General features: G+C 52.3%; 17 protein-coding genes. 4 read left to right on the top strand and 13 right to left on the bottom strand.

Annotation, left to right across the window (positions count from 1 at the left end):
- Positions 1-201 precede the first annotated feature (201 nt).
- Complete coding sequence (locus tag AC0MA3_RS20955; protein WP_474657597.1) at positions 202-897, top strand: DinB family protein; 696 nt, start codon at positions 202-204, stop codon at positions 895-897.
- 93 nt (positions 898-990) lie between these two features.
- On the opposite strand, the gene AC0MA3_RS20950 is transcribed toward AC0MA3_RS20955, so the two are convergent.
- The gene (locus AC0MA3_RS20950; protein WP_474657601.1) at positions 991-5,280 is read right to left on the bottom strand and encodes an acyl-CoA dehydratase activase-related protein; all 4,290 of its coding nucleotides are present in this window, start codon (positions 5,278-5,280) and stop codon (positions 991-993) included.
- Positions 5,281-5,403: 123 nt separating this feature from the next.
- On the bottom strand, positions 5,404-5,871 hold the full coding sequence (gene bcp / locus AC0MA3_RS20945; protein ID WP_474657596.1) for a thioredoxin-dependent thiol peroxidase: 468 nt from the start codon (positions 5,869-5,871) through the stop codon (positions 5,404-5,406).
- Between the two features lie 103 nt (positions 5,872-5,974).
- Here bcp and AC0MA3_RS20940 point away from each other — a divergent pair, with 103 nt between their 5' ends.
- Positions 5,975-7,027, top strand: a complete 1,053-nt coding sequence (locus AC0MA3_RS20940; RefSeq protein ID WP_474657595.1) for an LCP family protein — start codon at positions 5,975-5,977, stop codon at positions 7,025-7,027.
- 126 nt (positions 7,028-7,153) lie between these two features.
- The gene (locus AC0MA3_RS20935; RefSeq protein WP_474657594.1) at positions 7,154-8,470 is read left to right on the top strand and encodes a glutamate-1-semialdehyde 2,1-aminomutase; all 1,317 of its coding nucleotides are present in this window, start codon (positions 7,154-7,156) and stop codon (positions 8,468-8,470) included.
- 112 nt (positions 8,471-8,582) lie between these two features.
- Here AC0MA3_RS20935 and AC0MA3_RS20930 read toward each other — a convergent pair whose 3' ends face one another.
- From AC0MA3_RS20930 to AC0MA3_RS20890, 9 genes are all read right to left on the bottom strand, one after another.
- Positions 8,583-8,825: a hypothetical protein gene (locus AC0MA3_RS20930; RefSeq protein ID WP_474657593.1), complete on the bottom strand. Its 243-nt coding sequence runs from the start codon at positions 8,823-8,825 to the stop codon at positions 8,583-8,585.
- Positions 8,826-8,972: 147 nt separating this feature from the next.
- The gene (gene def / locus AC0MA3_RS20925; RefSeq protein WP_474657600.1) at positions 8,973-9,548 is read right to left on the bottom strand and encodes a peptide deformylase; all 576 of its coding nucleotides are present in this window, start codon (positions 9,546-9,548) and stop codon (positions 8,973-8,975) included.
- A 91-nt stretch (positions 9,549-9,639) separates the two neighbouring features.
- On the bottom strand, positions 9,640-10,935 hold the full coding sequence (locus tag AC0MA3_RS20920) for a stalk domain-containing protein (protein ID WP_474657592.1): 1,296 nt from the start codon (positions 10,933-10,935) through the stop codon (positions 9,640-9,642).
- Between the two features lie 103 nt (positions 10,936-11,038).
- Entirely contained in the window at positions 11,039-11,299 is a 261-nt protein-coding gene (locus AC0MA3_RS20915; RefSeq protein WP_474657591.1) for a hypothetical protein, read from the bottom strand.
- Between the two features lie 15 nt (positions 11,300-11,314).
- Complete coding sequence (locus tag AC0MA3_RS20910; RefSeq protein ID WP_474657590.1) at positions 11,315-12,199, bottom strand: inositol monophosphatase family protein; 885 nt, start codon at positions 12,197-12,199, stop codon at positions 11,315-11,317.
- A 215-nt stretch (positions 12,200-12,414) separates the two neighbouring features.
- Complete coding sequence (gene uvsE, locus AC0MA3_RS20905; RefSeq protein WP_379158633.1) at positions 12,415-13,422, bottom strand: UV DNA damage repair endonuclease UvsE; 1,008 nt, start codon at positions 13,420-13,422, stop codon at positions 12,415-12,417.
- Positions 13,419-13,736: a hypothetical protein gene (locus AC0MA3_RS20900; protein ID WP_036723794.1), complete on the bottom strand. Its 318-nt coding sequence runs from the start codon at positions 13,734-13,736 to the stop codon at positions 13,419-13,421. The genes uvsE and AC0MA3_RS20900 overlap by 4 nt, the downstream gene beginning before the upstream one ends.
- 48 nt (positions 13,737-13,784) lie before the next feature.
- Complete coding sequence (locus AC0MA3_RS20895) at positions 13,785-14,876, bottom strand: D-alanine--D-alanine ligase (RefSeq protein WP_379158630.1); 1,092 nt, start codon at positions 14,874-14,876, stop codon at positions 13,785-13,787.
- 19 nt (positions 14,877-14,895) lie between these two features.
- Entirely contained in the window at positions 14,896-15,927 is a 1,032-nt protein-coding gene (locus AC0MA3_RS20890; RefSeq protein WP_474657589.1) for an amidase domain-containing protein, read from the bottom strand.
- Between the two features lie 291 nt (positions 15,928-16,218).
- Between AC0MA3_RS20890 and acnA the strand changes: the two genes are divergently transcribed.
- Entirely contained in the window at positions 16,219-18,963 is a 2,745-nt protein-coding gene (gene acnA, locus AC0MA3_RS20885) for an aconitate hydratase AcnA (RefSeq protein WP_379158623.1), read from the top strand.
- Between the two features lie 144 nt (positions 18,964-19,107).
- Here the strand turns inward: acnA and AC0MA3_RS20880 are convergent, their stop codons facing one another.
- Together AC0MA3_RS20880 and AC0MA3_RS20875 are read right to left on the bottom strand one after the other, a co-directional pair.
- Positions 19,108-21,333 (bottom strand): response regulator transcription factor, encoded by a 2,226-nt coding sequence (locus tag AC0MA3_RS20880; RefSeq protein ID WP_474657588.1) that lies wholly within the window; start codon positions 21,331-21,333, stop codon positions 19,108-19,110.
- A gap of 113 nt (positions 21,334-21,446) precedes the next feature.
- Positions 21,447-22,190 carry an IclR family transcriptional regulator gene (locus tag AC0MA3_RS20875; RefSeq protein WP_379158617.1) on the bottom strand — a complete coding sequence of 248 codons (744 nt, stop codon included), beginning with the start codon at positions 22,188-22,190 and terminating at the stop codon, positions 21,447-21,449.
- Positions 22,191-22,216 lie beyond the last annotated feature (26 nt).

Here is a 22,216-nt window from a genome sequence, read left to right as displayed (position 1 = left end):
TTGCTTAAAAATAGTATATCAAGATGGACGTTAATCTCCAATACAAAATCCTTGACAAGTATTAGCTGGTTTTTGTGGTCAGCGGGAAATAGAAGGATAATTTATAGTGTGCAACTTATAAAATTCTTATATTTATAAAAAAGACCAGTTAAGGAATTTAATATATACTTTTGAATAACGGCCTATATTCCATCGAAAGAAGTGAGCCCCTTGAATCTTGAAGCGCGGAAAATCTGGAGTACCAAACACAAGCAATTGACTGAAATCATTACAATGCCGGAGGAGCATGCTAATGCAGTTGCACTCTTCCTGGAGTTGCATACCTACCTGTATGCTTTGAACAGCACGAATCCGGAACAGCCAACTTATGAAGATGAACTCCTGAAAGATCTCCGTGAGCAAACCATGCGCAGTTATCCGGTACATACGACGAACAGCAACAATTCGATCGTGTGGCATATTTGGCATAGCGCCCGTATTGAGGACATCACCATGAATATTCTAACTGCCAACGGTGAGCAGATTCTTCATTCCGGTCATTTTGCGGACAAGCTTAACATCCCTTTTATTCATTCCGGAAACGGAATGAGCGCAGAGGAAATCGCCGATTTCAGTAAGGCAATCAATATTGAGGCTCTTATGGTATACCGTCAGGCTGTAGCTGCCCGGACTAGGTCAATCATTGCTGCCCTACAGCCAGGGCAGTTCCGGTCAAAGCCCGGTCCCGCGCAGATTAGCAGAATTTCCGGAGAAGGCGCCGTGATAGAATCGGAACAGTGGCTGATAGATTACTGGGGGAGTAAGACCGTTGCGGGCCTGGTGCTTATGCCTGCTACCAGGCATAACTTCGTTCATTTGAATAAAGCCATGCGGGTCAAGCTGAAGCTGCAAAAGTAACTGGAATACTAAGCTCATTGAACCTGGCATCCCAAATAAACAAAGAGTGCACCCATCTTGCTAAGGGTGCACTCTTTGTAATTATCCAACTTATTATAGATCGCTTCTAATGCTGCCTACCATTACTGGCTTAACTTTGCTGCTTGTTTTCACCTTGGCCGTAGTGCGGGGAGCACTGCTCTCCAGCCCGCTGGCGATTGACATCATAAGCTTGATCCGGTTCGCCTGGTTCACGACACTGACACCCGCATCATAATCAATAGCAGCAATGTTGGCCCCAGGATATAGATCCTTCAGCCCCTTAATCATTCCCCGTCCGGTAATATGATTCGGCAGACAGGCGAAAGGCTGGATACAAGCAATATTATTCACCCCATTATCCAGCAGATCCATCATTTCCGCAGTCAGGAACCAGCCCTCTCCCATTTGGTTGCCCACAGACACCAGGCGGCTGGCCTTTTCGGCCAGGCCGTAAATATTCTCACGCCCTTTTGCCAGCCCGGCCGCTTCCAGCGCCACCTTAACCGGTTTACGGTAAATTTCCAGATAGGAGATCAGCATCGGGTTAATGTAGCCCAGCTTTTTGCTTTTGCCAAACTGCTCGGCTTTGTAAATGGGATTGTAGACGCAATAGAAAATGAAATCCAGGAAATCCGGCATGACCGCTTCGCCACCCTCAGCTTCAATCATCTCAATGATGTGGTTGTTGGCATCGGGATGGAATTTGATTAGGATTTCGCCCACGATTCCCACTCGCGGCTTAACGGCTTTAATCACGGGGAGCTGGCTGAATTCAGCCACAATCTCCCGGGTCAGGCGCTTGTATTCCCGGAACGAAAAGGTTGACAGGCTTGACTTGCAGCGGTCCATCCCTTTGCGGAACAAGGCCTGTGCACTTCCCGGAATCACCTCATACGGTCTGAAGCGGTGCAGCAGACGCATCATCAGGTCGCCATAGCACGCGGCTGCAATCAGACGGTTCGCCAGCTTCAGGCTAATTCGGAAGCCCGGCTGGTTCTCCATTCCGGAGGCATTCAGCGAAATTACCGGAATCTGGCCCAGACCGGAATCCTTCAGTGCCTTGCGCAGCAGTGAAATATAATTGGTTGCCCGGCAGCCTCCCCCGGTCTGTGACATAATTACAGCGGTCCGGTCCGGATCATAGTCTCCGCTCTTCAGCGCCGACAGCATCTGTCCAATAGTGACTATTGCCGGATAGCAGGCATCATTATTAACATATCTGAGACCTTCCTCTGTCTCCTTCGGTCCGGTGCTCTCCAGAATTTTGAGCCGGTATCCGGCGTCACGGAAGACACGTTCGAACAGTTCGAAATGAATCGGTGACATTTGCGGGGCCAGAATGGTATAGGTCTCTTTCATTTCCTTCGTAAACGGTATGTTGGCCTGAGTCTTATACAGAAGCTGAGGCTGAACATCGCCCCTCTCCCGTTCGCGCATGGCTGCGAGGAGTGAACGCAGACGGATACGTGCGGCACCCAGATTGCTGATCTCATCTATTTTGATCAAAGTGTATACCTTGTTGCTCTGCTCCATAATTTCCTGAACTGCATCACAGGTAATGGCATCAATGCCGCAGCCGAAGGAGGTCAACTGTACAAGCTCCAGATCGTTCCTGCTGGCGGCCAGACGGGCCGCACGGTACATCCGGGCATGATAAGTCCACTGGTTGACTACCCCTACCTCTCCTTCACTTCTGTCCAGATGGCAGATCGAATCCTCGGTCAGCACAGCCAGCCCCATTCCCGTAATCATCTCGGCGATGCCATGATTGATCTCAGGGTCTGCATGATAGGGATGCCCGCAGAGCAGAATCCCCTTGGTATCGCTATGCGTGAGGAATTCAAGCGTTTCTTCGCCTTTGTTCCGCAGATCATCTTTGGCGCGGTCAGCTTCAGCAAGTCCTGCCTGCACAGCAGCGGCAACTTCTTCTTTGGGGATATCTATAAAAGTCTTCACCAGAACCCGTGTCAGCGCCGGGATATCGTCGAAGGTCAGAAACGGGCTTACAAGCGGTATACCTCTCTCTTTCAACCCATCCATGTTGTTGCGGATCACTTCAGGATACGAGGCCACCACAGGACAGTTAAAATGGTTCTGCGCCGCATCATCTTCCTTCTTCTCATACACGACGGCCGGATAAAAGATGAAATCCACACCCTTACCCAGCAGGCTCTGTACATGTCCATGAGCCATCTTCGCCGGATAGCAGATGGATTCCGAAGGGATGGTATCCATTCCGCTCTCATAGAGCTTCTTACTGGACTTCGGGGACAGCACAGTCCGGTAGCGCAGCTTGGTAAAAAAGGTATGCCAGAACGGATAGTTCTCGAACATGTTCATGGTCCGCGGAATGCCGACCGTCCCCCGCTGCGCCTGCTCCTCAGGCAGTCCTTCATAATCAAAAAACCGTTCATATTTATATTGCATCAGGTTAGGCAGATTGTTCTTCTCTTTCTTGCCTCCGGCCCCGCGCTCACAGCGGTTGCCTGTCACATGGAAGCTCTTGTCGGGGAAGCGGCTGATTGTCAGTGCGCAGTTATTGGCACAGCGTCCGCAGCGTCCCGGTGACACTTCATATTTGAAGGCTTCCAGCTCCTCCGGTCCCAGAAGAGTACTGAATCCGTCAAGTCCGGCATGTTCTCTGGCAATCAGCGCACAGCCATAGGCGCCCATTACACCGGCAATATCCGGTCTGACCACTGTTCTTCCAGTGAGAAGTTCAAATGCCCGAAGCACCGCCTCATTATAAAAGGTACCGCCCTGCACGATGATATTGCGTCCCAGATCCTCGGGGTTGCGGATTTTGATTACCTTTTGCAGCGCATTCTTGATCACGGAATACGCAAGTCCTGCCGATAGATCGGCGAGAGAGGCCCCCTCCTTCTGCACCTGCTTCACTTTGGAGTTCATAAAGACCGTGCAGCGTGAGCCCAGGTTGACCGGCTCCCTGGATTCCAATGCGGCTGCAGCGAATTCACCGATGCCCAGCTCCAGGGCGGATGCAAAGCTCTCCAGGAAAGAGCCGCAGCCTGCGGAGCAAGCTTCGTTCAGCATGAGGCTGTCGATAGCGCCTCCGCGGATCTTGATACACTTCATATCCTGTCCGCCGATATCGAGAATGAAATCTACCTCCGGCATAAACTTGGAAGCTGCCTTGTAGTGGGCTACCGTCTCCACTTCACCGCCATCTGTCCGAAGCGCCGCCTTGACCAGACCTTCACCATAACCCGTTGCATAGGCACCGGCAATATGACAGCCCTCCGGAAGTATCCGGTAAATCTCCTTCAGGGCGTCGCTGACAGACTGCAGGGGATTGCCTTTGTTGCTTCCATAAAAGGTATAGAGAATTTCATCCGCCGAGCCGGTGATCACCAGCTTGGTTGTGGTAGACCCCGCATCAATACCAAGATAGCAAGGTCCTCGATATGTATCCAGTTCAGAGCGCGGGGCTGCCGCCCGGCCATGACGAAGACGGAACTGCGCCAGATCTTCCGGCGCCGCAAACAGCGGCTGCAGCTTGGCATCCTCTGCACGGTCTGCTGAGAAGTCCACGGCTTCCAGCCGGGCCAGCCAACCGGACAGCGGCAGAACCAGCGGATCGTTCTGCGACAGGGCTGCACCGATAGCGACAAAATACTGTGAACGCTCCGGGAACAGCACATCTCCTTCGTTCAGGCTGAGTGTCTCTGCAAAACGTTGCCGCAGCGCTGGCAGGAAGGTCAGCGGTCCGCCCAGGAAGGCTACCCGTCCGCGGATCGGACGGCCACAGGCCAGGCCGCTGATCGTCTGGTTGACGATGCTCTGAAAAATAGAAGCCGCCACATCCTCGCGGCGGGCGCCTTCATTAAGCAGCGGCTGCACATCGCTTTTGGCAAATACACCGCAGCGCGATGCGATCGGATAGATCCGCTCATGCTGCTCGGCCAGGATATTCAGGCCCGCCGGGTCTGTCTGCAGCAGGGAAGCCATCTGATCAATGAACGCCCCCGTGCCGCCCGCACAGGCCGTGTTCATCCGCTGCTCAATACCGCCGCTGAGATAGATGATCTTAGCGTCCTCTCCGCCAAGCTCAATCGCTGTATCGCACTGCGGGATCAGCTCGCTGATCGCCTTCGTGCAGGCAATGACCTCCTGAACGAAAGGAATTTCACCCAGCTTTGATAGAGACAAACCCGAGGAACCGCTTACAGTAAGTGCTGCCTCGCGATCCGGGAACCTGTCCCGAACATCCGACAGGAGGGAAAGCGCGGCTTTTTTTATATCGCTAAAATGTCTCACATAATCCTCATATATAATCGCATCACGTTCCATAACAACCAATTTGGCCGTAGTTGATCCGACGTCCAGCCCAATGCGCAGCATCATCATGCATCATCACCATGCCTTGCTCCAAATTTGAAGTAATATGAGGCAACTATATCATGAGAGCGCCTTATAGAAGCTGTTAGAAATGTTACAGACATTTACAATTAACTACCAGCATACTTATTTATTCATGATTTCTCCCAATACCGCTTCAACATGTCCTTTGACCCGGACTTTCCTCCATTCTTTGACCAGGATACCCTGCTCATCAATGAGAAAGGTGGAGCGAACAATACCCATGAATTCTTTGCCGTACAGCTTCTTGAGCTGCCACACTCCGAATAATTGGCTCACGGTATGTTCCTCATCGGAAAGCAGCGGAAAGGGTAAGCTGTTCTTCGCAGCAAACTTCGCGTGGGAAGCCAGACTGTCCGGACTAATCCCCAGCAGAATAGCATTCCCCCGGGCAATCGGGTCCTCGGCATCACGGAATTCGCAGGCCTCCTGGGTACAGGCGGGCGTCATATTTTTCGGATAAAAGTACAGCACTACCTTGCTTCCCCGGTAATTCCTTAGGCTGATGTTCTGTCCTGTTGAAGCGGGAAGAGTAAAGTCCGGCACTTCTTGTCCAACCTTTAGTTCGTTCATTTTAAGTTTCACTCCTTAATTATATGGATGGATATTCCGAAATTGCTTGTATACCTAAAAGAAATTATAATGTAGAGAATGTGAATGCGAAAGGAAGAACGAAATGCCACCAAGAAAGAAACGGCACGCAAAAGCCGGTAAGTCAAAAAAGAAACCCCTGCTCTGGACTCTGGCAATCATACTTCTCCTGATTATTGGCGGGGCAGTTTATTATTTTGCCGAGATCTACAATCAAATGGACAATCTGCATAAGACCGGTGAAGATTCACCGTTTGCAGCAATCCCCTCTCCTTCGGCTGAAGTAGTTCAACCTCCTCAATGGGAAGGTACAGAGCCGGTCAACATCCTGCTTATGGGTGTCGATGCACGTGGAGTGAAGAAGGGTGAAGTTCCACGCTCCGATACGATGCTGGTCGCTTCGCTTGACCCGGTCAAGAAGAAGTTTTATGTGTTCTCTATCCTCCGTGATACTTATGTTTCTATCCCTGAGCATGGCAAAGAACGTATCAACACAGCGATTACCCATGGACCCAACACGGCGATGCAGACGGTCAGCGACCTGCTGGGCATCCCGATTCAATATTATGTCTATACCGACTTCCAGGGCTTCATCAAACTCGTGGATGCCGTCGGCGGGATCGATTACGAGGTCGAGAAGGACATGGTCTACAAGACCGCGGCCGACGGGCCGGAATACGATATTGATCTCAAAAAGGGCTTCCAGCATCTCGACGGCAGCATGGCGCTGCAATATGTGCGTTTCCGGCACGATGCTACCTCGGACTTCACCCGTACGGAACGCCAGCGCGGCTTCCTGAAGGCTGTTGCCGACAAAGTGATCAGCACCACTTCCATTATTAATCTTCCCAATATCCTATCCCAGGTTACCCCTTTCATTGATACTAACCTGGATGTGAATGATATGTGGAAGCTGGCCACCGTGGGCTATAAGAGCTCCATGGGCGGCAGTGAGCAAATCCCTCCGATGGAACTGCTCACCGAAGAAACAACCCGCGGCGGTTCTGCAGTAATCGGCATCAGCAGCGAAGATGAGCTGAAGCAGTTCGTTCAAGACACACTGGCTGGTCCTGAGCCTTCTCCATCGCCGTCTGCTTCACCGGACAGCAGCCCTTCTGCAAGCGCCGGGAGCAAATAAAGCACTCCATGTCAGCGTAATATTTCGTAAGTAAACCTATGCTTGGCATTAGGGCGGGCGAACAGCGGATCTATCCGGCGGTTCGCCCTTTCCCATGTGCCACTACTATTGAAAGGATGATTAACCATGAATCGTACCACATCTGAACATTTGTATGAGGAAGCCCTGCAGCATATTGTCGGAGGCGTCAACAGTCCCTCCCGTTCCTTCAAAGCCGTGGGTGGCGGCGCCCCCGTCTTCATGAAACGTGCCGGCGGCTCCAAGTTCTGGGATGAGGACGGCAATGAATACATAGATTATCTGGCCGCCTACGGACCGATTATTACCGGGCATGCCCATCCCCATATTACAGCGGCTATTACAAAAGCTGCTGAAAACGGGTTGTTGTACGGAACACCAACTCAACTCGAGATCAAGCTGGCCAAAATGCTCAAAGAAGCTATCCCTTCGATGGATAAAGTCCGCTTCGTCAACTCCGGCACTGAGGCCGTCATGACCACAATCCGTGTAGCCCGTGCGTACACCAAGCGCAGTAAGATTATCAAATTCGCCGGCTGTTACCACGGCCATTCCGATCTTGTTCTGGTAGCCGCGGGTTCGGGTCCATCCACCCTGGGTATTCCAGACAGTGCCGGAGTCCCTGCAAGCATCGCCCAAGAGGTCATTACTGTTCCCTTCAATGATCTGGACGCACTGCGTGAGGCCCTGGACAAATGGGGCAAGGATGTTGCAGCAGTCATGGTCGAACCGATTGTCGGCAATTTCGGCATGGTTATGCCGCAGCCGGGCTTCCTCGAAGGGCTATGCAAGCAGGCTCACGACAATGGCTCACTCGTGATTTACGACGAAGTTATCACTGGTTTCCGGTTCCATTACGGTTCTACCCAAACCTATGCCGGACTCGCTAATCATGAGGATATCATCCCCGACCTGACCGCTCTGGGCAAAATCATCGGAGGCGGCCTCCCGATCGGCGCTTACGGCGGCCGCAAGCATATCATGGAGCAGGTTGCCCCGCTCGGTCCGGCCTACCAGGCAGGAACCATGGCAGGCAATCCGGCTTCCATCTCCGCAGGTATTGCCTGCCTGGAGGTACTCGCGGCAGAAGGCGTATATGACGAGATGGAACGGCTGGCAATCCGCCTGACCGAAGGGCTTCAGGTATCCGCTGACCGCCACGGCATCCCGCTGACCATCAACCGGATCCGCGGCGCATTCTCTACTCATTTCTGCAGCCATCCCATAACTAATTACGATGAAGCACAGGATACAGACGGCGAGCTGTTCGCCAGCTTCTTCCGCCACATGCTGAACCGAGGCATCAACCTGGCTCCTTCCAAGTATGAAGCCTGGTTCCTGACCACGGCGCATACCGATGCCGATATTGACGCTACACTGGAAGCGGCAGACGCTTCATTCCAGGCTATGGCGGCGGAGAAATAATACAATTCTTGCAGGCAACAGCCTCAGCTGCACTGAGGCTTCTTCAATACAAACAGACCCACTGCGCAGTGGGTCTGTTTTTTTGCGAATTCTGAATTTGAGTCCTGCCGCTTCAATCCCTCTTCCTGCGGCCGTACATAAACACTCCCGCAATGGATAAGGTTATTGCCAGCCGTAGGAGAAAAGCCATATCAAATGCTACTGCTGAGACAATGAAATAGCTGACAACAATAGCTGCCTCCGCCGTGAGATGCTTTTTGAATGTGCCGTTTCGGATCCTGTACAGGAACACTGCGATAATCACGAGCGCCAGTATGGTGAAAATAATGGTAAGCATGTCAGTGTTTCTGTCCATATAAACTCCCTTTTCCCATCTCATTCTGCTTGTTGCTATAGTCTCAATACCTCTACAATCATAGCATATTTTTCCATATTTGAGATAAATCTAATCCGCGGACACATAAAAAAACCACTCTCCCGTAGGAAAGCGGCTTAAACATACTTATCTGTTACTCTTCTGATCGTAAAGACTGCGGATGTTCACGCCTTGGGGAAGCTTGAACGGATTCTCCTCATTGATCCGGTCGTAGAACATAATCCCGTCCAAATGATCAATTTCATGCTGAACTACAATGGCCTGGTAGCCCCTGAATCTCATTACGACTTCCTTGCCGCTCATATCATATCCCTTTAGCTTCACAGAGTCGTATCTCGGCACAAAGCCATGCACCGGGCGGTCAACGGACAGGCAGCCTTCGCTCTCCGGCAGATAGACCATCGCGACTGAATGGCTGATGATCTTGGGATTTACCCAGGCCTGCTCCACCATATTGCCCTTATCATCCCTCAGATACATTACGAACATCCGCTTCAGCAGTCCGATCTGGTTGGCCGACAACCCGACACCTGAACGCAGCTTATATTTGGCAGATATCACAGGATCCTGGCTGTTCTTCAAAAACTGCATCATGCACTGCAGTGCCTCCCGATCCTCGGCCTGCAAGGGCAGCTGCACAGGTTCCGCTACCGTGCGCAGCACGGGCTCCCCCTCCCGCAGAATATCATCCATGGTAATCATATACTCGGCATTATATTTAGCACTAGACAACAACATTCATCCACCTTTTATGCCGTACGGGCTGAATTTATATTTTCTGGTTAATGCGCTTTTATGGATTTATGAAAGCCGTCCGCAGCTTGCTGCTGTAATTCACATCAAAGCCAAGGCCGGTGGCGAGTGCGGCAAGCGGCAGATAGGTTTTATCCTCTTTACCGTTTTTTTGCAGAAACGCCGGCGTATCAATAGCTACCGCTGTACCATTCACCTTGATCGTCTTAGAGCCTATGGTAATTACAACGGTTCTTCCGCCGTATACAATAGTCGCACTCCGGGTTTTATTGTCCCATTTGCCGGTGGCGCCTACCGCGTTGAGAATGTCCTTCAGCGCCAGGAAGTTCTGTCCATTCTTCAGAATGGGCTTATTCGGCGTATTCAGCTCCACTCCCTTCACCACAATCGCCATAGGTGCCGATGCAGCTGTCCAAGCAGGGACGGATGGCGTACGATACTCTCCCCAATAGGCTTCGGCGAAGACCCGGGCAATCGTCTCATACCCCAGCTGGGTAGGATGAAAATCTGCCGCCCCCGCACCAATGATATGAGTCAGTGAAGCTTCCACACCTGCAAACTTCTCCGCTACATGAGCCACTTTTACTGGAGCATCCGGCTGGTTCAAGCTGGCTGCCACGCTATCTGCTGTCGCAGTGAACTGCTGGGCAGCACTCATCAGCTTCAGGTAGGAGCTGCTCACAGCAATCTTGGGTGCGGGCTGATACTGATCGGCTAACAGTATGGTAGCCTGAGGATTAACCGTCCGGATATTCTCAAGTGCTGTCTTAACATTGCTGCTGTAGCTTGCCAGTAGCTGGTCTAATTGGGTCTTGAATGCCTCTTCTGTTAGATCCTTGGCCGTTACCAGCAGGCTGCTGACATCATTGCCGCCGATCGTCAGCGTGATCAGATCTGCCTCGCCAAGCTCTGTTCTGATCTGAGGGGTAAGTGCAGCAAATTGTTGAATCCGCGGATCCGGAAGTCCCGGCTGAATCCCGTCTGCAGTTGTAACGGCCCCGTTCTTAATGGCTGCAGTATAATTCAGTAATCCCGTAGTGGTAAGTCCCAGGATACCATAGTTGCTTAGAGCACTTCTGCCGTGATACCAGCCTTGCTCCAGCAGTCTTTCCGCATAGCCGTAAGGCTTCATATTCGGATCGGTCATTCCCGGCTCATAACCGGCTGTAATGGAATCCCCCAAAGCTACGATGCTAAAAACATCCGGCTCTGAACCTTGTGTTACTGCTGCAGCTTCAGCTGCATTAGCAGTGCCCGCTCCCGCACTGACTAATAACGTGAGCAGCAGCAGGCCGCTCGTGCCAGCTACGTACATTTTTTTCCATGCGCTCAGCATCGTATCCCTCCCAAATTGGTATAATTCCATTCTATCATCCAGCCCGCCTATGCAAAAGAGCAGCTTCCGGATATTCGGAAACTGCTCTGGTCTGAATCTATTATCACTTCGTTTCGCCGGCATCTTTGGCGGCGTTGTTCTTATCCGTACGCTTCAGATATTTATCATATCTGTCATCCAGCTCATGGCCGAATTTGCGGTAACGCAGCGTTTCTTCCACAATCGGATCCAGTCTGGTCTGAATACGAATCTCATACTTGGGTGAGATCTGACGGATTTCCTTGGCGGCCCGGTCTATCTCTTCCAACTCGCCATCCACCAGCAGCTCACTCAGCTTGCGCTCCAGATCGTCCTTCTCGCTCATGCTTCCCGCCGCCTCCTACTTCGTATATCCTGTTGCCTTAGCTTCTTCCAGCGAACCTAACAGAAAATCATGGATTCGTCCGTTACTCGCTACCACATGACGGGTACTAATGTCATAGGGATTGCCCAGCGTATCCGTCACTTTGCCGCCGGACTCCAGTACCAGCAGCACGCCAGCAGCACAGTCCCACGGACTTAGGCCGACTTCCCAATAACCGTCCACCCGTCCGGCAGCCACATACGCCAGGTGCAGAGCAGCAGAACCGCCGGCACGTACGCCGCGGATCTGCGGCAGAATCTGCTGCAGTCCGGCCATGTTGGCAGGCTGGGCAAAGATACGGTCAGGAGGGAAGCCCATCGCTATCAGACTGCTTCCTGGGTCCGCTTCAGCGGAAACCGAGGTAGGAATCCCGTGCATATATGCGCCTTTCCCCTTCTCGGCGACGAACATTTCGTCCCGGATGGGGTCATAGATAACCCCCACGGTCAGCTCGCCCTTAACCACCAAGGCTATGGAGACGCAATAAAAAGGAAAGCCGTGTACAAAGTTAGTCGTCCCGTCAATGGGATCAACAATCCATAGATACTCATGCTTCCGCCCTTCTTCAAGGGCAGCGGTCAAAGCATCTGCCCCAGGCTGAACGCTTTCTTCCCCGAGAATGGCATGGTCGGGATAATGGGTCAGGATCAGCCGGCGTATCATCTGCTCCACGCCTTTGTCAACTTCTGTAACCAGATCCTGGGCCGAAGTCTTGCTGCCCAGTTCCTTCACAGTACCCTGTCTGTTCTTGATCCATTCCCCCGCTTTGGCAGCGGCATTGATGGCTGCGGCCGTATGCCCCTTACTCGTAACAACGTAAGGCTCGCGGTCATTCCGGTTATCTGGATTTGTAGAATTCATAGCTTCACTCCGCTTTCTTGAACATAATCGTTCTCATATGTAAAGACAAGGTGCGCTCTTAGGAGTCAGACTTGCATCCGCCATTCGGCCAGGCCAGATGTTCTGGGCGCTGGCCTGGCTTTTGCTAAAGTTTCATTCAACGTACCCTATTTCAGGAGACTTATCAAGTCATACCTTGGCCCGTATCCTGCCACTAATGCCGGCTTATCCGGGGTTTAGGGTTCAATATTCACGCTGGCTCCATCTAATACCGTAATTCCGTTTCCCGCTTCAGCGAGCTCCTTCATGGCTTCCATCAGACCAAATAGCGCCCCGTCCTTGGCTTTCGCTTCTATCATCGCATCCACGGCAGGGGTGTCCGCTGCGATTCGCTTAAGAAAAGCCAAAAGCGGTGCGGGCTCGACACCCTCGGCATGGCTTCTAGGATCCGAGGGGCTGCGCGGGCTGGAGACATGAATCTTCGGGGGAAGCCCTTCGCCCGGGAGCGTGTCCTTCAGCGCAAGGGGGGTCTGCCAGGTCTTCAAGATCTCCGGCCATAGCTCCCAGGGAAGCTCACCTTCGTTATTCACCCACTGATGATGGATATCGAGAACCATCGGCAGGCCCAGCCTCCGGCTGACTTCAAGAGTCTCCGGCGCGGTGAATGTCTTGTCATCATTCTCCAGTGTTATCCGTTCCTGAATGGCCGGCGGCAATTGCGCAAAGTGTTCTACAAAGCGTGAAGCCGCCACGGGCTTGTTCCCGTAAGCACCGCCGATATGAATATTATTCTTTGCGGTTGCGGGAAGGCCCATGGCATTCAGCATATCCACATGATGCTGCAGATCACGGATAGAGCTTGCCAGCACCTCGGGCCGCGGAGTGCTCAGAACTGTAAAGTGGTCAGGGTGAAAAGAAACACGCAGTCCGTGTTTTTTTACATAGTTACCTACTTCGGCAAAGTCAGGAGCGAGGGCGGCAAAAGGATCCCAGTCCTGCATATCCGGATGTGTGGCCAGCGGAATCAGTTTGGAGGTCAGGCGGTATACCCGGATCTCCGAGCCAACATTATGTTTCAGCAGACGCAGTGTATTATGGAGGTTCCCGCGGGTGATAGCCTCCAGCCGCCGAAGTCCGGCCTCACGGTCATTCAGCTTGTTGAAGCTTGCCATCGTCATAGTCTTGGAAGGAGAGCAGTCTGGAATGACAGTGGACATGGCTACATAGCCAAACCGGACAATCATCCTTCTTCTCCAAAAAACATCTCATACGCCAGTGCAGTCTGCACCCGTGATTCTTCTTCATTCAGCTTTCGCACCAGATCCATCTCCACCGCGGTAACCTCATTGCCCTGAAAATTGATTTCTGCGATGGACGCCGAAATTTTGACGATGGCCACAGCCACGTTCTCAGGTGTATAGGCGATGACCTTCTGGCCGGTCGGATACACGCGGAAGCCCTGCTTTACCATTTTGGTGCGGCCGTATTCCAGCAGTTCATACAGCTCCTGCTCATTCTTAAACTTGCAGACGGAATTGAATTCGGATTGAAATCCCATGGTTCCTCTCTCCTTCCCGGCCGGAATGATCCCGCCGCTCGCAAAATGTTATTCGTTGTCGTACTTCAGATTCTGTTTGAATTGATATCGCTCAAGTGCCAGTTCGATCATCCGGTCCAGCAGCGCCTGATAGGATAACCCTGTCTCACGCCACAGCAGCGGATACATACTGAACGGCGTGAATCCGGGCATCGTGTTCACTTCATTGATGAGAATTTTCCCGTCTGACTTGCGCAGGAAAAAGTCGGCCCGGGTTATACCACTGCCTTCAATGGCCCGGAAGGCCTGAATGGCCGCTTCCCGCAGGCGGTCTGCAACCTCAGGGTCCACTGGTGCCGGAATCATCATCTGCGATTTGCCGTCGGTATATTTGGCCGCATAATCATAATATTCACCAGAAGAGACGATTTCACCCGGAACCGAAGCTTCAGGCTCCTCATTGCCAAGCACACTGACCTCAACCTCGCGCGCATCAACGAATTCTTCAATAATGACCTTCGTATCGTAACGGAAGGCAAGCTCAACTGCCTTGATCAGGCTTTCCTTGTCGACGGCTTTGGATATGCCCACACTGGAGCCCAGATTGGCCGGCTTGACGAATACCGGATACCCCAGCTTATCCTCCAGGCCAACGATCAGCTCATGACTTTTGCGTTTCCAGGAACTGATATTGAAATAGCAGTACTCACACTGATCCAGCCCGGCTTCCCCGAACAGCTTCTTCATTACGACTTTGTCCATACCTGCGGATGATGCCAGTACGCCAGCGCCGATATACGGGATATTAGCCATTTCGAACAAACCTTGAATCGTTCCGTCTTCCCCGTTAGTACCATGCAGCAGCGGGAACATTACATCTATCACCTGGTCTCCGCCGGTCAGGCCGCTAAATACTGCAGTTAGTGCCGTGCCCATATCACCGGCTTCACCACCCAGCTTCAGTTGCTCTATATTACCAAAAGGAGCGTCCAGTACAGTACCAACCTTCCAGAGCCCCTTCTTCGAAATGTAAAAAGGAATAATCTCATATTTAGCGTAGTCAAAAGCGTTCATAACCGCAAACGCCGTCTGCAGCGATACCTCATGCTCCCCGGATTTGCCGCCGTACACCAGTCCTACGGTTAATTTTGCATCACTCATGCCCTAACCTCTTTCTGAATTATAAGTAGTCATTAATATGAAAAAAACGGTATGCCGTTCTGTCAGTCCATGCGTAGGAATCACGATAATCCCAAAAGCGGTGCTTGCTGCTGACAGTTCGTGCATTCACCAGCGGCTGTCCCGCTGCATCAAAAGCAGTAACAATCGTGCTGTGCTGATAATGGCCGTTGCCGTCCCAATCGTACTGGATGACATCCCCAAGCATCAACTGATCCGCCCGTTCCACCGCTTCAGCCCGTAGTCCGCTGCTTCGGCCTGCGCTTAAATAGCGCTGCAGACTATCCGATACAGCCCAGCTGAAGCTCCACCATTCCTGTGCGCCATTGTAGCCTTTATACCACCAACCCGTTTCTCTTTTACCAGTATAGTTGATAGGCGCCCCCCCTGCAAAGAGACATTGGGACACATAATTGGTGCAATCCACATCAAATACCTCGAACTCCGGATTGCCGTCCTTCCACCACCGGTCAGCATATGCTGCTGCCTCCTCCCGGCGGTAGCGCACTTCTTTACCGGTGGTAATGCTGCGGAGAATACGATTATTAAGCAGCGGCTGTGACGGCTGCGGAACGGGGAGCACCTCGCCCCATTTGGACAGCCGGAGCAGAGGTTCTGCCTCAACTACTTTGCGTGCTGATTTCCGCTCCGGTACGCTGCGTTCCACAGACGTAATTTCCCAGTTATCCCCCTCGTGCACAAAAGTCAGACGCTCCGATTCAATGACATCCTCTCGGTGGGTGATACCCCCCTTCTCGTAGTAGAGCGCACTATGCAGCGCTACATCTGCGACCACCTCGAACGGGTTCTGCCGAACGGTCCGCAATGTACGGACGCCTGTCTCGGAACGAAGCGGAGTAATGCCTCGCCGCTGGTACCACTGCGCCAGACGGCGGGAACGCTCGCCCTGCTCCACGAGGAACCGCGGGTCCTTGACAGCACTTCTGCGCTGCTGATCAGCTCCCGGCGCCACACGGCCCTTATTCACTTGATCTACGTATACGTAGAGACTTTTTTTCCACTGCTGTTCCATTCTATTCCCCGCCCTTCACCCCTGTTTGGCTGCTGTTCTATGTATATGAGGAAAACCTCGCAGCTATACAGATAGCAAAAAGAAGAAACACTTTAGAATATCTCCTTAATAGATAGAGGTTTTTGTTACAGCAATCCCTTTATTCCCCAGGTGCCAAACCTCACATCCCATTGAACAATCTGGGCGTTTCTGCGGCAAAAAAAACTTTACTCGCCCCTTTGTAACCGTTATACTTAAGGTACACGAAATATTGAAATGTAGTTTCACCAGATGAAACAAGGAGGCGCATATATGCCAAGCAAGGACCATTTTTCGCTGGCCCGTACCCTGGAGTCAGGCGGCAAAAGCTATCGCTACTATCATCTTAACTCCCTGGAAGAACAAGGTGCAGGGAACATCTCTTCTCTGCCGTTTTCCATCAAAGTATTGCTGGAGGCCGCTGTCCGCCAATATGACGGACGGGCGATTACAGAAGAACATGTGAAGCAGTTGGCGGATTGGTCTGGCGGTATCGACCGCAACAAGGAAATCCCCTTCATTCCTGCCCGGATCGTACTACAGGATTTCACCGGCGTACCGGTGGTTGTCGATCTGGCCGCTATGCGCGATACCGTTAAGAAAGCCGGCGGTGACCCGAAAAAGATCAATCCGCTCGTACCGGTTGACCTGGTCATTGACCACTCAGTTATGGTCGATGCCTTTGGCACCGCAGACGCGCTTGAATACAATATGAATGTAGAATTCGAACGCAATGAGGAGCGCTACCGGTTCCTGCGCTGGGCGCAGACAGCCTTCAACAACTTCCGTGCGGTTCCACCGGCAACAGGTATTGTTCATCAAGTTAACTTGGAGTATCTGGCTTCTGTGGCAACCACTAAGACTGTGGACGGTGAAACCTTCGTCTACCCGGATTCCCTGGTTGGCACCGACTCCCATACAACGATGATCAATGGTCTCGGCGTTGTAGGCTGGGGTGTAGGCGGCATCGAGGCAGAAGCCGGCATGCTGGGTCAGCCGCTTTATTTTGTGACACCGGATGTAGTGGGCTTCAAGCTTACCGGCAGTCTGGTAGAAGGAGCTACGGCAACCGATCTGGCGCTGACCGTCACCCAAATGCTGCGCAAAAAAGGCGTAGTCGGCAAATTCGTTGAATTCTATGGACCGGGCCTGGCCAACATCAGCCTGGCGGACCGCGCAACGGTAGCCAATATGGCACCGGAATATGGCGCAACCATCGGTTTCTTCCCTGTGGACGATGAGACGCTGGCCTACCTGCGCAGCACCGGCCGTCCGGATGAGCTTGTAGAGCTGGTTGGAGATTATTACAAGGCTCAAGGTATGTTCCGTACCGCAGGCACTCCAGATCCGCAGTTCAGCGACACCATTGAGTTAGACCTTGCTTCTGTGGTTCCAAGTCTTGCCGGACCGAAACGTCCGCAGGACCGTGTTGAGCTCACACATATGAAAGAAAACTTCGAAGGTATTATCCGCACTCCGGTCGACAAAGGTGGCTATGGCCTCAGTGACGAGAAAATAAACGAAGTAGTCGAAGTGCAGCACAAGAACGGCACGAGCAGCAAGCTAAGCACAGGAGCAGTTGTGATCGCAGCCATTACAAGCTGTACCAACACCTCCAACCCGAGTGTAATGCTGGGAGCAGGCCTGCTTGCCAAGAAAGCGGTAGAACGCGGATTGACCAAACCGGGCTATGTAAAAAGCAGCCTTACGCCAGGTTCGCTGGTTGTTACCGAATACCTGGAAAAGGCTGATCTGCTGAAGCCGCTGGAAGCACTGGGCTTCTATCTGGCCGGTTACGGCTGCGCCACCTGTATCGGTAACTCCGGCCCGTTGCCGGATGAAGTCAGCCAGGCCATCGCAGACCATGACATGACGGTTGCTGCCGTTATATCCGGTAACCGGAACTTTGAAGGCCGCGTGCATGCCCAGGTCAAAGCCAATTATCTGGCCTCCCCTCCGCTTGTGGTAGCCTATGCACTGGCAGGCACGGTCAACATTGATCTGAAAACCGAGCCGCTGGGTTATGATCCTCAAGGCGAGCCGGTCTTCCTGGCTGATATCTGGCCAACGTCCGCCGAAATCCGCGAAGCCATCGGCCTCTCCCTGAGTCCGGAAATGTTCCGCCGCAAATACGAGAATGTATTCACGGCGAATGAACGCTGGAATTCGATTCCGGTACCGGAAGGCGAACTGTATGAATGGGACGACAACTCCACGTACATCCAGAACCCGCCATTCTTTGAGCATTTGGCAGACGGTGTCGGCGATATCGAGAATATCCGCAATGCCCGCGTGCTTGCACTGCTTGGCGATTCTGTAACCACTGACCATATCTCACCTGCAGGTAATATTTCCAACTCCGGTCCTGCCGGTGAATATCTGCGGAGCCATGGCGTGGAACGTGCTGACTTCAACTCCTACGGCTCGCGCCGCGGGAACCATGAAGTGATGATGCGCGGCACATTCGCAAATATCCGTATCCGCAACGCAGTTGCTCCGGGAACGGAAGGCGGAGTGACCACCTTCCTGCCGAGCGAAGAAGTGATGTCGATCTATGATGCGTCCATGCTATATCAGTCCGCAGGACAGAACCTGATCGTCATCGCAGGTAAGGAATACGGTACCGGCAGCTCCCGCGACTGGGCGGCCAAGGGCACACTCCTGCTGGGCGTCAAAGCCGTCATCGCCGAGAGCTTCGAGCGGATTCACCGCAGCAATCTTGTCGGCATGGGCGTGCTGCCGCTGCAGTTCCAGGAGGGCCATGGCTGGAGCAGCATGGGGCTCACCGGACGTGAGACCTTCAATATTACCGGACTCGGCAACGATGTAACGCCTGGTCAAGAATTGACCGTCACGGCTACCCGTGAAGACGGCACCCAGTTCGAGTTCCCGGTCATTGCCCGTCTCGATAGCACTGTAGACATTGACTACTACCGCAATGGCGGGATTCTGCAGACCGTGCTCCGCCAGATGCTGGCCGATGCCGCAGCTTCAGATTCCGCGCTTCCGGTGGAATAGACCGTTCATAGAAGACCGGCAGCCTGTATCCCTAGGCTGCCGGTCTTTTTCTATCACAAACAGCCTCCAATCTCTCCCTGCGGGAGGATTGGAGGCTGTTTATATTTTGAATAGGCACACCCGGTTGGAGGGAAACTTCAAGCCCTAAATCTCAATCCGCTCCGAGTTCAGAATTCTATTATAGACAAGGGCAATAATCTGCGAGCGGTCAGTTACGTTCATTTTATCAAAGATACGGCTCAAATGGTTCTTAACGGTATGTTCACTAATGAACAACGCCGCAGCTATATCCTTATTCGTCTTGCCAAGGATGATCAGCTCTAGCACCTCTTCTTCACGGGGCGAGATTCCCCACTCTTCCTTCGGTGACTTAAGGGCTGTATTATTTAGGAGTTTAACGGGCGAGACTGGTTGATTATTGTTGCGCTGTTCCCCGGCCCTGCTGAGCAAGAAAGACTGAAACGCCACCCGCGGCTCGGCATCCATTACAGCCTTCGGATTAAAGTCCATATGAAATCTTGAAGAATCGATCCATTTCCCATTGTTGTCTTTCAGCGTCTCTGACTGCTCCTGTTGGCCTGTATGATGCAGCACAAGCGCCAGCAGCTGGGCTTCAAAGGACAGAACGGGTTTCTCTATCTCAAAATAAAAGGCTGACAATTGATCCACCTGATTCAGCAGCAAAACTTCTTCAGTGTAGTAATCATACTCTTCCAGCACCTCCAGCGGAAAAGGCGCCAGTATACAAGTACGCTTCAACCGCTCGGACTCGCTCTCCGACAGTCCTGCGTAACGGGCAAAATCATAAGCCAGATTCGAGGCATCCAGCGACATGCGCTGCAGTACCGGATTACTGTTCTGCAGATGGTGGAGGAGATTGTTCAAAAAAGTCTCCGCATGTTTAGCATATCTACTGTCCTTCTCCAGAAGACGGATGACCGTTATAGCCAGCGTAGCAAAACACTCTACGAAAGTCCGCCATTCCTGTACATCATTCCGCTGGCGGAATCCGACAGACAACATCCCTTTGTATATATTTTCTGCGATTAACGGGCATTCCAGCAAAAATTGTCCGCCTGGGGTCTCAGTAGTGATTGATGCGATGACAAAGGATTGGGAAGAATATCGCTTCTCAAGTTCCATCACATAAAGGGATTCTTCCTCCTGCCCCCAGCCCCTGGCATAATATGTACTCTGATCGGCTTGCGGGTTCTGAAAAAAGACAAAAACAGACGATGGCGAAAAAGGCATGCTCATTACGGTATCCATCAATTTGTCGCCAAGTTCCTTATAGGATGCCGCCAGCGGCAACAGCCGCACCGCTTCTTTGAGAACCTGGGTTCCTTCTTTCCGCAGTTCTTCCCGCTGCACCAGATTCTGGCCTCTGTCGGAAATCCCCAGCAATGAGGCTACGCACTGTTCCTGAGGATCATAGTTCTCTATATGTTCACTTTTACCGAAGCCAACCGTCAGCAAAAGCGCTCTTCTGCCACCATAGATCGTGACCGGATAACAGGATAAATATTCTGGTTGAGGAAGTCCTCGCTGTGTGAAGAACAGGGATCTCGGGTCCATTGCGCTCGTTCTCCAGTGCCTTGGCTCCCTACCTAGGGCTGCCTGTCCCAGGAATCCGTCACCTTGCTGGAAAGCGGCATTCATTAACATACCCGCTCCTTTGCCAGCGGCATACTTCACCTGAAACTCTCCAGCTTCATTCTCTTTGGCAAAAGCATACAAATCCCCGGCCGAAGGAGTAGCCGCTAGTTGCTGCAGCACCTCCTCAATCTTGAGATAACCCTTCTCCAGATTTGTTAAGAGCCCTGGGATCATATCTCCGAAACCATGCTTGGCAGAAGCTCCCGCGTAATTGGCCAACAACTTGCTAAGGACACGTCCAAGCACAGTGATCTTTTCCCGCACTTCATCAACACGCTCCCGGCTTAGCTCAGGCAGGGCAAGCAGCGCCTTAGACAAATGGTCATATACTGGATGATTCTTCATTTTTGCTTCAAAAGCAGGCATTACCAGCGCTTTGCTGCCCTCTTCCATATAGATGCCCCACCATAAATAATAGACCTGTCCATAACCTGGAAACAATGGAATGATGTTATATTTCAATCCGGGGATCCATTGCTCCAGAACCACAGGATGCGACAAAGGGCCCAATTTACGAATAGTCGGCTTGAAAGGGCTGTCTATATCCTGAAGTGAGGTCAATATTATCTCATAAAACATTCCTGATACTGCCGGACGTGTGAAGACATTCCCCTCTTGATCCGTCAGCACGATAGCCTGCCCAGTAACCATGTTGAATGTTTCCTGGAGCTGCTCCATCTCCTCTATTAATGAATCAGGTACTACCGTTACCATCCTATCACCCCATGCCCCGGATTTAACCACAATTTCCTACAGCTAATGACTTCAAAATTGCCTCCACTTACTAATTACCCCCTAAATCGACTATATAACGGAATTCAAAGGTATTAACCCATCATCAGACCCATTTCTGCAGCTTTCTCCGCCAGAATCACGGCATATTGCTCCAGCGTCTCACGGGAAAGGCGGCTGACGGGTCCTGACAGCGAGAGGGCAGCGACTACATTGCCTGCCCTTCCGGTTATAGGAACCGCTACCGCTGCCGCACCCGGCTCCCGTTCCTCGAAGCTTGTTGCATAGCCCCGTTGTGAAATTTCATTCAGTTGCTCCAAATACACGCTCCTATCTACAGCCTCCGGCCAATTCGGATCAGCCAGCAGGCGGGACTGCACCTCAGGCGGAGCGTAGGCGGCAAGCACCTTGCTCGACGCACCAACCGAGAGCGGGAGTCTGGCCCCAATCTGTGCGACCCGGCGGATCGCCTGCCTGCTCTGAACAGCCTGAATGCGTACACGTTCCAGATCGTCGCGCAGATACAGGCTGACCGTCTCTCCCAATGAGTCACGCAGCTTCTCCATGGCTGGAAGCAGCAGTGCAGCCGGTTCATCCAGCGTGGGCAGATGTGTGGACAACTCCCAGATGCGGATCCCCAGGCGGTACTTCTCCGTGGCTTCCATGCGCAGAAGAAACCCCTTCTCCTCAAGCGTAGTCAGTAGCCGATGCACTGTGCTTTTGTGCAGGCTGATTTTGGAGGCGATTTCCGTCAGGCTCAGCTCACTTTCCTGAGTGAAGCACAGCAATATATCCAGTGCACGTTCTACCGCACGTACAGTCAGTTTTCGGTCCTCCACAACAATCTCCCTTTCAACTGTTTCAC

This window comes from Paenibacillus sp. LS-5, from assembly GCF_056121505.1.
The sequence above is the reverse complement of the archived record's forward strand: the minus strand, read 5'-3'. Positions and strand labels throughout refer to the sequence as shown.

What these genes read in the sequence shown, in the direction of transcription:
- AC0MA3_RS20930 (WP_474657593.1), bottom strand. Translation starts at nt 8,825, where the DNA reads ATGGACAGAAACACTGACATGCTTACCATTATTTTCACCATACTGGCG.
- AC0MA3_RS20890 (WP_474657589.1), bottom strand. Translation starts at nt 15,927, where the DNA reads ATGGAACAGCAGTGGAAAAAAAGTCTCTACGTATACGTAGATCAAGTG.
- AC0MA3_RS20915 (WP_474657591.1), bottom strand. Translation starts at nt 11,299, where the DNA reads ATGAGCGAGAAGGACGATCTGGAGCGCAAGCTGAGTGAGCTGCTGGTG.
- bcp (WP_474657596.1), bottom strand. Translation starts at nt 5,871, where the DNA reads ATGAACGAACTAAAGGTTGGACAAGAAGTGCCGGACTTTACTCTTCCC.
- acnA (WP_379158623.1), top strand. Translation starts at nt 16,219, where the DNA reads ATGCCAAGCAAGGACCATTTTTCGCTGGCCCGTACCCTGGAGTCAGGC.
- uvsE (WP_379158633.1), bottom strand. Translation starts at nt 13,422, where the DNA reads ATGATTGTCCGGTTTGGCTATGTAGCCATGTCCACTGTCATTCCAGAC.
- AC0MA3_RS20950 (WP_474657601.1), bottom strand. Translation starts at nt 5,280, where the DNA reads ATGCTGCGCATTGGGCTGGACGTCGGATCAACTACGGCCAAATTGGTT.
- AC0MA3_RS20895 (WP_379158630.1), bottom strand. Translation starts at nt 14,876, where the DNA reads ATGAGTGATGCAAAATTAACCGTAGGACTGGTGTACGGCGGCAAATCC.
- AC0MA3_RS20940 (WP_474657595.1), top strand. Translation starts at nt 5,975, where the DNA reads ATGCCACCAAGAAAGAAACGGCACGCAAAAGCCGGTAAGTCAAAAAAG.
- AC0MA3_RS20920 (WP_474657592.1), bottom strand. Translation starts at nt 10,935, where the DNA reads ATGCTGAGCGCATGGAAAAAAATGTACGTAGCTGGCACGAGCGGCCTG.
- AC0MA3_RS20880 (WP_474657588.1), bottom strand. Translation starts at nt 21,333, where the DNA reads ATGGTAACGGTAGTACCTGATTCATTAATAGAGGAGATGGAGCAGCTC.
- AC0MA3_RS20910 (WP_474657590.1), bottom strand. Translation starts at nt 12,199, where the DNA reads ATGAATTCTACAAATCCAGATAACCGGAATGACCGCGAGCCTTACGTT.
- def (WP_474657600.1), bottom strand. Translation starts at nt 9,548, where the DNA reads ATGATTACCATGGATGATATTCTGCGGGAGGGGGAGCCCGTGCTGCGC.
- AC0MA3_RS20900 (WP_036723794.1), bottom strand. Translation starts at nt 13,736, where the DNA reads ATGGGATTTCAATCCGAATTCAATTCCGTCTGCAAGTTTAAGAATGAG.
- AC0MA3_RS20935 (WP_474657594.1), top strand. Translation starts at nt 7,154, where the DNA reads ATGAATCGTACCACATCTGAACATTTGTATGAGGAAGCCCTGCAGCAT.